Source organism: Evansella sp. AB-rgal1 (assembly GCF_041820985.1).
Lineage (GTDB): Bacteria > Bacillota > Bacilli > Bacillales > Salisediminibacteriaceae > Evansella.
On record NZ_JBGUAU010000022.1, the window covers coordinates 60,885 to 73,423 of the forward strand.

The 12,539-nt window shown below is 36.0% G+C and carries 16 protein-coding genes; 11 read left to right on the plus strand and 5 right to left on the minus strand.

The genetic code is table 11. The annotated features are described in order from the left end of the window. The first annotated feature begins 15 nt into the window (after nucleotides 1-15). The 3 genes from ACERII_RS17840 to ACERII_RS17850 are packed head-to-tail and all read left to right on the plus strand — an operon-like array spanning nucleotide 16 to nucleotide 3,390. Nucleotides 16-1,155, plus strand: coding sequence for a DUF4350 domain-containing protein (locus ACERII_RS17840; protein ID WP_373644153.1), 1,140 nt, complete (start codon nucleotides 16-18; stop codon nucleotides 1,153-1,155). Next, nucleotides 1,152-2,081, plus strand: a complete 930-nt coding sequence (locus ACERII_RS17845; RefSeq protein ID WP_373644121.1) for an AAA family ATPase — start codon at nucleotides 1,152-1,154, stop codon at nucleotides 2,079-2,081. The genes ACERII_RS17840 and ACERII_RS17845 overlap by 4 nt, the downstream gene beginning before the upstream one ends. After that, nucleotides 2,032-3,390, plus strand: coding sequence for a DUF58 domain-containing protein (locus ACERII_RS17850; protein ID WP_373644122.1), 1,359 nt, complete (start codon nucleotides 2,032-2,034; stop codon nucleotides 3,388-3,390). The genes ACERII_RS17845 and ACERII_RS17850 overlap by 50 nt, the downstream gene beginning before the upstream one ends. On the opposite strand, the gene ACERII_RS17855 is transcribed toward ACERII_RS17850, so the two are convergent. After that, nucleotides 3,368-4,354 (minus strand): stage II sporulation protein M, encoded by a 987-nt coding sequence (locus tag ACERII_RS17855; protein ID WP_373644123.1) that lies wholly within the window; start codon nucleotides 4,352-4,354, stop codon nucleotides 3,368-3,370. The two genes, ACERII_RS17850 and ACERII_RS17855, sit on opposite strands and share 23 nt — an antisense overlap. A gap of 132 nt (nucleotides 4,355-4,486) precedes the next feature. Between ACERII_RS17855 and ACERII_RS17860 the strand changes: the two genes are divergently transcribed. Beyond that, entirely contained in the window at nucleotides 4,487-5,287 is an 801-nt protein-coding gene (locus tag ACERII_RS17860) for an RDD family protein (RefSeq protein WP_373644124.1), read from the plus strand. A 306-nt stretch (nucleotides 5,288-5,593) separates the two neighbouring features. Here ACERII_RS17860 and ACERII_RS17865 read toward each other — a convergent pair whose 3' ends face one another. Next, complete coding sequence (locus tag ACERII_RS17865) at nucleotides 5,594-5,992, minus strand: GyrI-like domain-containing protein (RefSeq protein ID WP_373644125.1); 399 nt, start codon at nucleotides 5,990-5,992, stop codon at nucleotides 5,594-5,596. Between the two features lie 275 nt (nucleotides 5,993-6,267). On the opposite strand from ACERII_RS17865, the gene ACERII_RS17870 reads away from it, so the two are divergent. The 3 genes from ACERII_RS17870 to ACERII_RS17880 are packed head-to-tail and all read left to right on the plus strand — an operon-like array spanning nucleotide 6,268 to nucleotide 8,183. Then, nucleotides 6,268-7,011 carry a M15 family metallopeptidase gene (locus ACERII_RS17870; protein ID WP_373644126.1) on the plus strand — a complete coding sequence of 248 codons (744 nt, stop codon included), beginning with the start codon at nucleotides 6,268-6,270 and terminating at the stop codon, nucleotides 7,009-7,011. Nucleotides 7,012-7,029: 18 nt separating this feature from the next. Then, nucleotides 7,030-7,176, plus strand: coding sequence for a hypothetical protein (locus ACERII_RS17875; RefSeq protein ID WP_373644127.1), 147 nt, complete (start codon nucleotides 7,030-7,032; stop codon nucleotides 7,174-7,176). 26 nt (nucleotides 7,177-7,202) lie between these two features. Beyond that, entirely contained in the window at nucleotides 7,203-8,183 is a 981-nt protein-coding gene (locus tag ACERII_RS17880; protein WP_373644128.1) for a hypothetical protein, read from the plus strand. An 82-nt stretch (nucleotides 8,184-8,265) separates the two neighbouring features. Here ACERII_RS17880 and ACERII_RS17885 read toward each other — a convergent pair whose 3' ends face one another. Continuing rightward, nucleotides 8,266-8,646: a hypothetical protein gene (locus ACERII_RS17885; RefSeq protein ID WP_373644129.1), complete on the minus strand. Its 381-nt coding sequence runs from the start codon at nucleotides 8,644-8,646 to the stop codon at nucleotides 8,266-8,268. A gap of 189 nt (nucleotides 8,647-8,835) precedes the next feature. Here ACERII_RS17885 and ACERII_RS17890 point away from each other — a divergent pair, with 189 nt between their 5' ends. Continuing rightward, nucleotides 8,836-9,198 carry a putative zinc-binding protein gene (locus ACERII_RS17890; protein ID WP_373644130.1) on the plus strand — a complete coding sequence of 121 codons (363 nt, stop codon included), beginning with the start codon at nucleotides 8,836-8,838 and terminating at the stop codon, nucleotides 9,196-9,198. A 94-nt stretch (nucleotides 9,199-9,292) separates the two neighbouring features. Continuing rightward, entirely contained in the window at nucleotides 9,293-9,652 is a 360-nt protein-coding gene (locus ACERII_RS17895) for a DUF1516 family protein (protein WP_373644131.1), read from the plus strand. A gap of 248 nt (nucleotides 9,653-9,900) precedes the next feature. On the opposite strand, the gene ACERII_RS17900 is transcribed toward ACERII_RS17895, so the two are convergent. Both ACERII_RS17900 and ACERII_RS17905 read right to left on the minus strand, forming a co-directional pair. After that, nucleotides 9,901-10,113, minus strand: coding sequence for a helix-turn-helix domain-containing protein (locus ACERII_RS17900; protein WP_373644132.1), 213 nt, complete (start codon nucleotides 10,111-10,113; stop codon nucleotides 9,901-9,903). 15 nt (nucleotides 10,114-10,128) lie between these two features. Then, the gene (locus ACERII_RS17905) at nucleotides 10,129-10,749 is read right to left on the minus strand and encodes a DUF2975 domain-containing protein (protein ID WP_373644133.1); all 621 of its coding nucleotides are present in this window, start codon (nucleotides 10,747-10,749) and stop codon (nucleotides 10,129-10,131) included. A 347-nt stretch (nucleotides 10,750-11,096) separates the two neighbouring features. Between ACERII_RS17905 and ACERII_RS17910 the strand changes: the two genes are divergently transcribed. Both ACERII_RS17910 and ACERII_RS17915 read left to right on the plus strand, forming a co-directional pair. Then, entirely contained in the window at nucleotides 11,097-11,441 is a 345-nt protein-coding gene (locus ACERII_RS17910) for a TIGR04076 family protein (RefSeq protein ID WP_373644134.1), read from the plus strand. Further along, nucleotides 11,441-12,487 (plus strand): aldo/keto reductase, encoded by a 1,047-nt coding sequence (locus ACERII_RS17915; RefSeq protein WP_373644135.1) that lies wholly within the window; start codon nucleotides 11,441-11,443, stop codon nucleotides 12,485-12,487. The genes ACERII_RS17910 and ACERII_RS17915 overlap by 1 nt, the downstream gene beginning before the upstream one ends. The last annotated feature ends 52 nt before the right edge of the window (nucleotides 12,488-12,539 follow it).

Consider the following 12,539-nt stretch of genomic DNA (forward strand, 5'->3'; position numbering starts at 1 on the left):
GAGAGCTTGGAGAAGGTGTTTCAATATAAACAGATATTCTTATGGATCATCGTACTGCTCGTTTTTTTTGGTGTGAGCTATTTCGGTTTTCCAAAGCAACCGCAGGAATATCCACCGTACGTATCCACGTCTCCATCTCCTAGTGGTGTTAAAGCGATGTATACGTATTTGGAGGAAGAGAATGGGGAGGTGTATAGGTGGTACCGTGAGCCATCTCATTTAGTTTCGGCAACGGAGGCAAGTCAACTACTTATCATGGTAGAGCCTTATTTCGTCCCGACTTCCGAACAGATGATCTCCTATGAGGAATTTATGCGTAAGGGAAATACAATTTTACTCATGAGTGAAAACCCTGTAGGTATGTTTGATATCAGAATAGAGTATGGTGTTCCGTCAGAATTAGAAGAAGAATATTCAAATGTGTATCAAAATGGAAAAGAGTTAAAAGCCATGATACCTTCCTATATCCGTCTGCAAACGAGGGAAGAAGATGAGATCCTCCTTACTGATGATGGAGGTACATTGGCATTTAAGCGTACATATGGAGATGGGAAGTTAATTGTAATTAATTCTCCTCAGTGGATGATGAACAGAGCTATTTTAGATTATGATCATGTAACACTCCTATTATCGTTGATCAACAACGAGGGAATGAAAGGTATAGATGCGATTCTTTTTGACGAATACGTACATAATCAAGGGAATGCAGCGACGTTGATGACCGTGTATCCAAAGTGGTTTTTACTCGTTATGCTTCAAGGAGCTATATTAACACTTTTATGGCTTTGGTATCGTGGAAAAAGATTTGGTCCGATCCTTACTGCTCGGGAAGATACGGTTCGCTTTAGTGATGAAGGAATAAATGCCATAGCAGCTTGGCATTTAAGAGGACGTCTGTATAAAGACTCTATTGCTACACAAGCGGATTATGTTAAATTAGCGATGCAGGAGCGTTGGGGGATTTCTTATACGAAAGATTGGCGGGAAATCAGCAATCAACTTGAAGATAAATGGCATGGCAAGACAAACAAGGATATACAACTATTTCTTGATAATTTAACGAATTTGTTGAAGAAAACGAATGTAAGTAAACAAGAATATATATTGTGGGCTAAACGATTAGAGGAATTAAGAAAAGAGGTGGAGGAAGGATGAGAGAGCAATTAACATCCTTATTGGAAAGTTATGAAGAACGAATATTAGGACAAAGTACAAATCTTAGACTTTTATTAGCATCAATTCTAGCAGGTGGTCATGTTTTATTAGAAGGTGTACCAGGTACTGGTAAAACGCAAATGGTGAGGACGCTAGCCAATCTTTTAGGAGGGGACTTTAACCGCGTTCAATTTACACCGGACCTACTGCCAAGTGATATTACCGGTAGTACTATTTACAATATGAAGGAAAATAGCTTTCAAACCATAAAAGGTCCAATTTTTACGAATGTTTTATTAGCGGATGAAATTAATCGTACTCCTGCAAAGACACAGGCTGCTTTATTAGAGGCGATGGGGGAGAAACAAGTAACTATTCAAGGGGAAACTTACTCGTTAGAGGATGTGTTTTTTGTTGTAGCGACTCAGAATCCGATTGAATTCGAAGGAACATACCCATTACCGGAAGCACAACAGGACCGCTTTTTGTTCAAGTTGCTCATAGAATTTCCTGGCTTTGAAGATGAACAGCGTGTTTTAGAGCAAGTAATTAAGAATAGCTATGATTCTAGTAAAGCTGAAGCAATATTAGATATAGACAGCTTTCTAGCCATTCGAAAAGAAATTGAACGAGTGACACTAAGTGAAAGTGTGATGAAATATATTATGCAAATTGTAAGGAATACACGGGAATCGGAGTCGATTCGCTTTGGGGCAAGTACACGGGCTGCCATTGCTATTGGAAAAGCTGGTCAATCATGGGCATATTTAGCTGGACGTGATTATGTTACCCCAGATGATATTAAAATGGTTGCACGACCTGCGTTAAGACATCGCATTCAATTATCTCCACATATGGAATTGGAGGGAGCAACTGGTGACGAAATCATCAATGAACTGGTGGGAGCGATTCCTGTTCCGAGATAAAGGGATTTTGCCAACGAGAAAGCTGTTAGTTTTCATGCTTATTCTTTCTGTTTCATTAGTAATGGCATCCTTTTGGGGAGTTCCATGGACATTTATTCTTATTTGTAATATTTCTGCGTTATTGATAAGTTTTTTGGATCTCATGTATTTACCGAAACGTCAGCATCTTAGTTTTAAGAGGCGAATTCCATCAGATATGGAAAGAGGGGTTTCTTATCCTGTTGTGCTTGAGGTGAATAACATGTCTGAACATGGGGTGACGTATCGCCTTGTGGATGGACTCCCTCAATCATTTACGCGGCCATTTCCTCTAAAGGGATCGGTTGAAAAACAAAGTAATGTTGTGACAACCTATGAAACGATGGCACCTATTAGAGGGAGTTTTCATGTAGATCAGCTATATTTTCGATATAGAAGTAAGTTCAGTTTGTGGGAAAAACAATCGACAGTACTGCTTGAGGATACGGTGAAAGTGATTCCAGATTTGACGGACACAAAGGAATTTTTGGAAAATGCACAGAAGTTTTTACTACATGAGGGTGTCCAGATCCGTAAACAAATTAGTAGTGTAGGTGAATTTGCAAACATTCGAAACTACGTTGTTGGTGATGATCCAAGAAAAATTAACTGGCGACAAACTGCCAAGCTTCAAGAAGTGATGACTAATGATTATGAGCCAGAGCACGGAAAGCATATTACACTCTTAATTGATTGTGGAAGAATGATGGGAGTAGAGTTAAAGGTAGGAAATCGGTTAGATCGTACGATTGAGGCTGCTATCGCTGTTGCAGCTGCGGCCTTGAAAAAGGGGGATTATGTAGCTGTCCTTGCATTTTCAAGGAATACGAAGATATATGTTCCTCCTGCGAAAGGAATGAATCACCTTCAAATGATTTTAAGGTCTGTTTATGATATACAAGTAGATGGGGTTGAATCAAATTATGGAGAGGTCTTTCATTACCTACAAACAGTTCAAAAAAAACGTAGTCTTATCATGTTATTTAGTGATATTCGAACGTTCTTGTACGATGAAAGTACGTTAGCATATTTGAAGCGCCTAAGGCAGAGACATTTGTTTTTAATGATTGGTATTGAAGACAAAGTATTGGCAAAAAGAGTGAAGGATCAACCAACGGATTTGAAAAAAGCAATGGTGAAGAGTATCGCTCAACAGCAAACATTGTTCAAAAAGAGAGAGAAGCTTAGGTGGGAAAAACAAGGCCTCCAGATGTTGGAGGCCCAAGAGGATAAACTAGCAGTAACTGCTATTTCTAATTATCTTCATATTATGAATCGTGGACTGCTTTAGAAAATACCTTGTTCTTTCTAAGCAAGGAGTTTCCGATAGCAACATAAAGGATCAACCCGACAACAGTTAGAATGGCAACGAGATATTTCGCTTCAAGCGAGATCGCAGCAGGGGTAATGAACCCTTCGATAACACCTGCAATGATAAATAATGGAATGGTACCTAGTAGAAGAAGGACCGAACGCTTAGCATTCTCTTTTAGCTGGTACGATCTAGAATACTCTCCTGGTACGAATAGCTTATAGCCCATTAATAGACCGGCACCACCAGCGATAAAGATGGCTGTAAGCTCAATCATTCCATGAGGTACGATATATGCCCAAAATTCATATGTCATGCCGTAATGCCAAAACAGTGCAGCCAATGCACCAACAATAATACCGTTGTAAACTAATAAGAAGACAGTCAATAACCCAAAGGTAATACCACCTGCAAATGCGAGGATGGCTACTTGAATGTTATTGGTCATAATCTCTGCAGACATCAAGGATGCATTGACCATTCCATCGCTTGCTCCTAATTGTTCTGGATCTACTGCTTGAGCAATGTCGGCAGGGAGAACAGCGTATATATGAAGTGGGTCATGAAGGACAGATAGAAAACTCCCGAGTCCCCCTAGTGTAAATAGGATCATGGCAATAATGACAAACTTCCATTGTTCTGCAAGTAAACCAATAAACCTTGTGGTGAAGAAATATCGTATCTGCTTCATACTAGAAATCTGATCTTTATATAATAGATTATGTGATTTTGCTACAAGTCCATTTAAATAAGCGGTGACGTCTTCATCTTTAAAGTAGGTTTGGCTGTATGAAAGATGTTGTGTTGTTTTTTGATAGAGTCGGTTGAATTGATCAATATGTTTACCAGAAATTTTTCGTTTATTTTTATGTAGAGTTGTGATTAGTCCTTCTAGCTCTTTCCAATCTTTCCGATGCTGTTGAACAAATTGCTTTACATTCATGTAGACACCTACCTCTGAAGTAATGAGTGTGTTGTTAGTGAGATTTAACATTGTTGGTTAATATCTATTATAGTAACATGATAGAAAAATAGAAACATATAAGTAAAATTTACCCAATAAAGAGGTGATGACATGAATGAGGAACATGTTTCTATTAAGACCCCAGAATTCGTCTCTTTACAATTTCAACCTGCAGGATTAGGTAGTCGTGCATTAGCATTCATGATTGATCAAGTTATCTTAATCGTCATTAACTTAGTGATTATATTACTACTTATTTTTTCAATGAGTGGGCTAGATAATTTAATGGTTGTTGAGGGACTAACGTTACCATTAGTTATTGCGATTATCCTGTTATTTATTGTTAATACATGCTATTTCTTTGTTCTTGAGTATTTTACAGGCGGAAGAACGGTCGGGAAGAAACTTATCGGAATTCGAGTCATTCAAGAAAGTGGTCATAGCATCACATTACTTTCTAGCTTCATTCGAAATTTCTTAAGACTGATTGATTCCTTACCTACAGGGTACTTTGTAGGGATTTTGATGATATTCTTTCACTCTAAGCATAAGCGATTAGGGGATGTTGTTGGGGGAACGCTTGTTGTTCATGAAAGAAGAGCAAAACGAAAAAAACGTTTATCTCGACTTGAAAAGGAAATGAACAAAAGAGGAATAACAAAGGAAAGCTTAGTAATTGAAGATTGGGCGTTTAAATCATTAGGCCAGAAGGACTGGAACTTAATGAAAGCATATAGCGAACGATTGCTTCATTTACCATTCGCTGAAAGAGATGAATTGACAAGGAAGTTAGCAAAACTACTGCTTGTGAAAGCAGGTATAGAAATAAGTATGAAGTCCACTTATGAACAAGAAAATATGCTCTTAGCTCTTTACTTACATCTTAAGGACGAATGGGAGTTTGAGTTATAAGCCAACAGTTGTATACAAGAAAATTTTTCGTCATCAATGACAAAACGATATCTTATGATAGAAGTAGAAGAAGATACGGTGATTGAAGGGTTCGCGATGATTCCAGAAGCATTTGATGGAAGTGGGGAATAATAAGGGGAAGGAACTGTAATCCTCTTTCCTCTGTTACTTAGTTTTTGCCCAACCTAAGATACACAAATTTCACTACGAAAATCACAGTGTAAATGGAATTAATAAAGGCGCGAAGATATGTTCTTCGTGCCTTTACATATTATCCTTTCTTGTTGACGAATGCTCACCAGCTATCTATTTAATAGCTATGTGAATCTCAATTTGCCCATTGGGATAATATTTTTCATAATCAAATGAGTAAGCTCTTTCTAAATCCCTTTTCTCTTCTCGTTCCCAAATCTCTTTCCAGGTGTTAAGTATTCCAGATTCACTTGATGTGTCTACTTCAAAAATCTCATATTTACTATTATTAGGGATTTTCATTGTGAAGTCATTGTCATTACTTTCGATTGCTACACTTAATGTATAGTTCCCTTTATAATCACTCTCATAATCATAATACAGACCATATGTAACCTCATGATGATTTTTTAAAGCACTAGATGCCTCTTTCCACATATCTGTAATCTTCTGCATAATTGTCTTATCTTTAAAATTATTCGTTCTTACACTCTTAATAATAGTTAGGTTCATGGAACTACCCCTCTCCGTGTTATATATTTTTATTTCTACATAATCCAAATTTTACCTTCTTTTTAAAAATTTTGTTTTGTAGTTGGAGGCAGAATGGACAAGATTCAAAGTTTTTTTTACTTCTGGAACGAAATATAGCATCCTGTAAATATTGAAGGGCAGAGTGGAGTTCAGTATTAAATATATAAAACATATATTCCACATTTTTTGTAAAAGAGTTTATGAATATATTATGCTATAATACTTCTAAACAATACACGACTGGGGGAAAGTATGTGGATGTAAGGACGAAACCAATTCCACCTTTACAATCACCAAGAAATTGGATCAACATACCAATAGCTGATACGGGAGATCCTATCATTTCCGTTCGTTCATTGAATTCTCCGAGAATACTAGTGAAGTCGATGTATCATTCACAAGGAATTCCTCATGCACGGAAAGAGTGCTATGTGAGAAAACAGGTAGGTGAACGGTTAGTGAAAGCAGCTTCCCTACTACCACAAAAATATAGGTTATTAATATGGGATAGTTATCGCCCATTCGAGGTACAAAAAGCCTTATATACTAGTTTTTACGAAAAAAAGAAGCAGGAATATCCTCATTTGTCAGAAAACGAACTGGATAGTATGGTAAAAAAATATGTGTCTTTCCCTTCTCTGAACGAAGGTGCTCCCTCCCCGCATGTAACTGGTGGTTCTGTAGATTTGACGATCGCAGATAAGGATGGCACCGCCATTGAAATGGGAACGGAGTTTGACGATTTTTCCGAAAAAGCAGGAACGAGATTCTTTGAAACTCTTCTAGAGAAAAAGGAATCAGTAAGTGAGGAAGACAGTCGAGCGCTGGAAAACCGCCGATTACTTTATTGGGTGATGCGGGAATCTGGATTCACTAGCTATGTCCATGAATGGTGGCATTTTGATTACGGAAATCAATGGTGGGCAGAGCTCACTGAAGCAGATTGTGCAATCTATGGAGTTGCGGAAAATCCACCTGAAGAATTAGCTAGTAAATAATATAATGGAGGTATGCACTTGCAAGGATTTGATGTAAAAAAGGAATCGAAGAAATCATATTTAAATATTAGTCTCTTATTTTTCTCTATTCTCATTCTCTTATTAATCGTTGTAGTTTTATTAAATATATTCTTAGAAACCTTACCTGGGAAAACCTTTATATAAATATCATTACTTCTCTTATTAGTGTCATGATTCCGCTAGTTCTATTTAATCTTATTTATGATTATGTTACGAAGTCTCATCAAAAAGTGGAGCTATCTGACAGTATATCTAATGCATTTATGATGAACAAAGATATATTAAATAGGTTTTCGATAGACTCCCGAAAGTCGTTTATTAAAACGTCAACAGAATCTCTGCTAGGTGATGAGGAAGGGAAAATGCTTTATACAACGTTAATTGCTCCTTACTTGGAGAATAAGTACAATTTTCGTCGGAATTTTAAGTATCATATTTGCTATTCGTTGAATGAAGACCTAGGGAAAGAGGTGTTTCCAAACCTCTCTTTTGATAGTGATGAATATTATTGGGTGGACGAGGACTTGTCTTTTTTCAGAAATATGAATGTGTTTCAATTGAAGAAACGACGAATTACTGCAGGGTTTTCCTATTGGGAAAGTGACTTGGAAGAACTCTTCAAAGGTGAAGGAGTGTTCTTTCGGGAAAACCTGTTCATAGGGGAAAAACAAAAGCAAGTAATTCAACAACTCTCAAATGATCAATTAAAAAGGTTTGTGAAGGATGTTCTGCAGTTTACGTTTGAACTCAATGATCAGCCGTTGGAATTTGATGTGGAGAATGCAGAAAATGGATTTTACCTTCAATTTCATATTGATCATTCGATTGAAACAGCTGCAAATAAGGAGTATAAATTCAAATATAAATTCCGAATGCCACAGTTAAAAACAGTGAAGAAGTTTATTACCATTGTGTCAGAACCAACTCAAAATGTGGATATTCTCTTTACTCATGCGGATAAAAATGCTCGAATAGTTCCAATTCCGTTTTTTGATGATAGTGAAGCAATAAATTATCTACCAAACAATATAGTAAAAATAGAATTAGATAAATGGGTACTTCCTCGTTCAGGGTGTGTATTCATCTGGGATGAGCATAAAGTGATGGAGAAGAAGCAAAACCAAGCTTTAGAGAGAGCGAGTAACGAGTGAGTAATTGGTGTCACCCAGTCTGGCAAGTATTTCTGTGCCAGGTTGGGGATACCTTTTTTAATATTATTTTTGGTAGTCTTAGCTACTCATTCCAATGGTGATACAATTCTTCCCAATTGATCTTTTTTTGCTGATGATTTTCTCGACTTCGGACAAAGGAAATAGCTAGATTTTGAGTGCTGATGAGTTCTCCTGAGATGTTCTTTTTCACTGTAGGAAAAATGGTGCCAACGTAATCATCTAAGTGTTTACAACTCTGTCTCTCCTCCATAAGTACTTTAAATTTCACGACAACTCTTGATGTTAAACCCGATCTACTCATGAAAGGTGGGGCGATACTGATGATTTCTTCCGTTGTTACTGGACCAGTAAGTGCTTTTAGATAACTTCTAATGCTATTTTCATAATCATGTGTAGTTTCTAAATCATAATAAAAATGGACAATTGTATCTGCTTGTATCATGTGAATCACTCCGTGAAAAACAATAATGAATGTAATCATAATGATAGCACAAATACATATTTCTCTAAATATCTGTTTAGCCAAACTCATCTGTTTAAAAATCGTTATAGGAAAGTGACAATCCTCACTGATGTGTTTTGAAATATAAGGTACGATGGGTTTTAAAAATAGACAGTAGGGGTGTGTACAATGAGAAAAGGAGATTTACCACTTGTTTATTCTTGTTCAGGGTGTTCATCAGCAGCGCAAACAGCAAACTTTATAGCAATAAAAATGGATCGGGAGTGTGTTGCAGAGATGTCTTGTATCGCTGGTGTAGGAGGAGATGTTATGCCACTAGTAAAAACAGCTACGTCAGGAAGAAACATAATTGCGATAGATGGTTGTCCATTGTCTTGTTGCAAAAGTGTTCTAGCTAGGCATGATGTTAATCCAAAACACCATTTTGACTTGTCTACCTTTGATGTTCCAAAGAAAAAGGGTCAAGATCCTGATATAAACCTTTCTTTACGTACATATGATCAAATTTTGGATCAGATTTTTAGCAGGTAGCCATTTTTTTGACTTCAGTTCGTCTTAATGTTTTTTTGTCGATTGTTCGTTTATAATAGTTGATAGCGTTAAATATTCATTTAGGAGGATTCAAATGGTAGATGCGATGTATTTTGCTCACAGTGATTCATGGTGGGTAATGATGTTATTATTTATTGTAGCGTATTTCTTATTTAGAAAAGGGATACATAAAGGTGCGAAAATCCTACATATGATTTTGCGGTTATTTTATATCGTCATGCTCTTCTCAGGGGTTGTACGACTAACTGTATGGAATTTCGATTTGCTTTATGTTGCAAAAGGGCTATTGGCGATTGCTCTTATTTACGCAATGGAAATGATTTTAGTGAAGACGAAAAAAGGCACAATCGGTACAAAAGCACCGATGTACTGGGGAATTTTTGGTGTATCACTAGTCTTAGTGTTACTACTAGGATTCAGAGTTTTCTTTTAATTTTATGTGAAAAATAGAACTGGTTTATCTTTTGGCAAGTTATAAAAGATAAACCGGTTTTTTCAATGGAATTTATTCAATTATTTTTAAACTATTTAGCTGCAACCGCTATTTGCTGTGGAAATTACGTTCCAGTTGAAAAAAATGTAAAAGGTCAAGAGCCAGATCCTAAACAGTCCCCTATCATCTATGGTGAAATGTGAAAAAATAGGTAGTAAGAACGCTTTGTAAAATCTTTTAGACTTACGTTACTCCTCCTCATCTACATATTCAAGTATATCCCCAGGCTGACAATTTAACGTTTTACAGATGGCTTCTAAGGTTGAAAAACGAATTGCTTTTACTTTTCCAGTTTTTAAATTTGATAAATTCACATTAGAAATTCCTATTTTTAATGCTAATTCATTTAATTTCATTTTTTTATCTGCTAGTACACGATCGAGTCTTATGATAATCGCCATGGTCAAGCACGTCCCTTATAATGTTGTATCATGTTCTTCTTGCAAGTAAACTCCATGTTGGAAAATGTAAGAAATAATAAGAATAACTGCACCAATACCAGCACCGAATAAATGAATATTTGCTAATGAGAGCTTAAAAATTTGAGTTACAAAAATCCAAACAAATATATTGATAATTAGTTCAGAAAAGAGAGAGTAGGCAATTAGTACATAAGCAAGTTGTTTCATATTATTTACATTTCCATGCGTAAATGGTGAATGTCCATCGATAGTATTTTCCAATATTCTCTTTACTAAATATATCCCATACAATAGCGCAGGGAATAGGGTGAGATTACTTGTTATAGAGTAGGTTAGAAATGCAGACTTAACAGAAAATCTTGATAAGTCGATAGGACTTATATTGGTAAAAGGTACAAGTACTGAGATATGCCAATAACTATCATTATCCAATTGTATTAACCAATGTCGAATACCGCTTTCCGCTGTGAAACTGTCTTGGGGAAGAAAACTTGCCCAGATTGTATTACCAATAAATAAAACAAAGAATATAATGGATCCCCAGAAAAAGAAGGATACAATTTTATAAACCGTATCAGCTATTCGTCGCAATACTTGAATATTAGAATTAGCCATTTTCATCACCTTTCAACATGTGTATAGATATAGTATTACACGTTTGTTTTCGTTTTTCAATAATAAATTAACGATAAACATTAATTTATTATTATGTAACATGAATTGGAAGGTTAAACATTCGATTATTTTATACAAAGCAAATAGTGTAAATTGACAAGGATTTGTTCTACAATGAAATAATATAAGGATTCGTGTTTTTATATAGACATTTCTATGTCAACTGTTATAGTTATAGAAAAATATTCTTTCTAGCATTGATGGGGAGTAGAAATTTCTGAATGATAGAGAAAGAAGAAGAACAAAAGAATTACTGTTCACGGCAATTATTGATAAGGAGTGGTTCCATGGATGATAAGTTTACACTTTATAATTTAAGAGTAGAGGTTGTCTCTACAGATAAGCCAATGGTATGCAGACATAAGGAAGGTTCCTATTTCTTAGTGGTAGGAGAGGATATTATCTTCCCAGAAAATAATTCATTTTCTATGTATGCTTTAAGTGCGATTTTACCATTACTTCCTGCAAAACAGCGGATTCTGCATGAGAATGATTGGATGTTGTCTGATAGTCTAATTGCCTGCCCAGATCCAAACTGTGGGGCAAGATTTAAAATTACTAGAACGGAGCCAAAAGAATTCAGTCATGCTGAGTGTACAATAGAACCTATACATAAAGGAGCTGTTGAATAATGGTAGAAAGATTGGAACTAGCAAAAGATTATACGATTAGTAGAGTGATAAACGGGTGCTGGCAGCTATCAGAAGGACATAGCTTAAAAACGAATGTAGATATGCAAGATGTGATGAAGGCTTTTCATATTCTTGCTGAGAAAGGCTTTACTACATTTGATTGTGCAGATATCTATACGGGTACGGAAGAATTGCTTGGTGAATTTTTAACAGAACTAAAATCAGGTAGTACACTTTCACCACATGATATTCAAATTCACACAAAGTATGTACCAGATATAAGTTTGCTAGATAAGGTAGATTACAGCTACACTGAAAAAATAATTGATAGAAGCCTCAAGCGTCAAAAACGAGATGTGTTGGATCTTGTGCAGTTTCATTGGTGGGATTACAATGTTCCTGGTTATGTGGAGACAGCGCAAGATCTGTTGAAACTGAAAGAAAAAGGAAAGATTCGTAATATCGCTCTTACAAACTTTGATAGTAAGCATTTATCTGAGATCGTGGATTCTGGTGTACCGATTGTATCTTGTCAAAATCAATACTCCGTTTTTGATAGACGTGTAGAAAAGGAATTATTGGAATATTGTAAAAAGAAAGGGATCCATCTATTTTGCTATGGTACATTATCAGGTGGATTATTAGCTGAAAAATGGATCGGCAAGGAGCAAGTTGATCCTGATAATCGTTCACAAGTGAAATATTTGCAGGTGATCGAAGAAACTTTAGGTTGGGATGGCTATCAAGAATTGTTATTATTGCTAGAAAGAATGGCTAAAAAGTATTCTGTCAATATTGCTCATATCGCTACGAAATATATACTAAGCCAAGAAGGTGTTGGAGCTTCTATTATTGGTGTTAGAAATAGCACACATGTGGAGTCCAATTCTCACATCTTTACTTTTGAACTCAATCAATTTGATATTGACGAAATCAAACAATTTTTAGGCAACTTTACCATATTAGAAGGAGAACCTTTTGAGCTAGAACGTACCGTTGGTTCCAAGTTTAGAAATATTATGAAGATGAATTTAAATGAGAAATAAGGTGGGCCAAGGGGACAGGAAGAGACCACTGAAAAAGTCAGACTGAAAATTT

Excerpts from the sequence above, each read along its gene's own strand:
- ACERII_RS17845 (WP_373644121.1), top strand. The coding sequence starts at position 1,152 with ATGAGAGAGCAATTAACATCCTTATTGGAAAGTTATGAAGAACGAATA.
- ACERII_RS17855 (WP_373644123.1), bottom strand. The coding sequence starts at position 4,354 with ATGAATGTAAAGCAATTTGTTCAACAGCATCGGAAAGATTGGAAAGAG.
- ACERII_RS17860 (WP_373644124.1), top strand. The coding sequence starts at position 4,487 with ATGAATGAGGAACATGTTTCTATTAAGACCCCAGAATTCGTCTCTTTA.
- ACERII_RS17865 (WP_373644125.1), bottom strand. The coding sequence starts at position 5,992 with ATGAACCTAACTATTATTAAGAGTGTAAGAACGAATAATTTTAAAGAT.
- ACERII_RS17880 (WP_373644128.1), top strand. The coding sequence starts at position 7,203 with ATGATTCCGCTAGTTCTATTTAATCTTATTTATGATTATGTTACGAAG.
- ACERII_RS17885 (WP_373644129.1), bottom strand. The coding sequence starts at position 8,646 with ATGATACAAGCAGATACAATTGTCCATTTTTATTATGATTTAGAAACT.
- ACERII_RS17890 (WP_373644130.1), top strand. The coding sequence starts at position 8,836 with ATGAGAAAAGGAGATTTACCACTTGTTTATTCTTGTTCAGGGTGTTCA.
- ACERII_RS17895 (WP_373644131.1), top strand. The coding sequence starts at position 9,293 with ATGGTAGATGCGATGTATTTTGCTCACAGTGATTCATGGTGGGTAATG.
- ACERII_RS17900 (WP_373644132.1), bottom strand. The coding sequence starts at position 10,113 with ATGGCGATTATCATAAGACTCGATCGTGTACTAGCAGATAAAAAAATG.
- ACERII_RS17905 (WP_373644133.1), bottom strand. The coding sequence starts at position 10,749 with ATGGCTAATTCTAATATTCAAGTATTGCGACGAATAGCTGATACGGTT.
- ACERII_RS17910 (WP_373644134.1), top strand. The coding sequence starts at position 11,097 with ATGGATGATAAGTTTACACTTTATAATTTAAGAGTAGAGGTTGTCTCT.
- ACERII_RS17915 (WP_373644135.1), top strand. The coding sequence starts at position 11,441 with ATGGTAGAAAGATTGGAACTAGCAAAAGATTATACGATTAGTAGAGTG.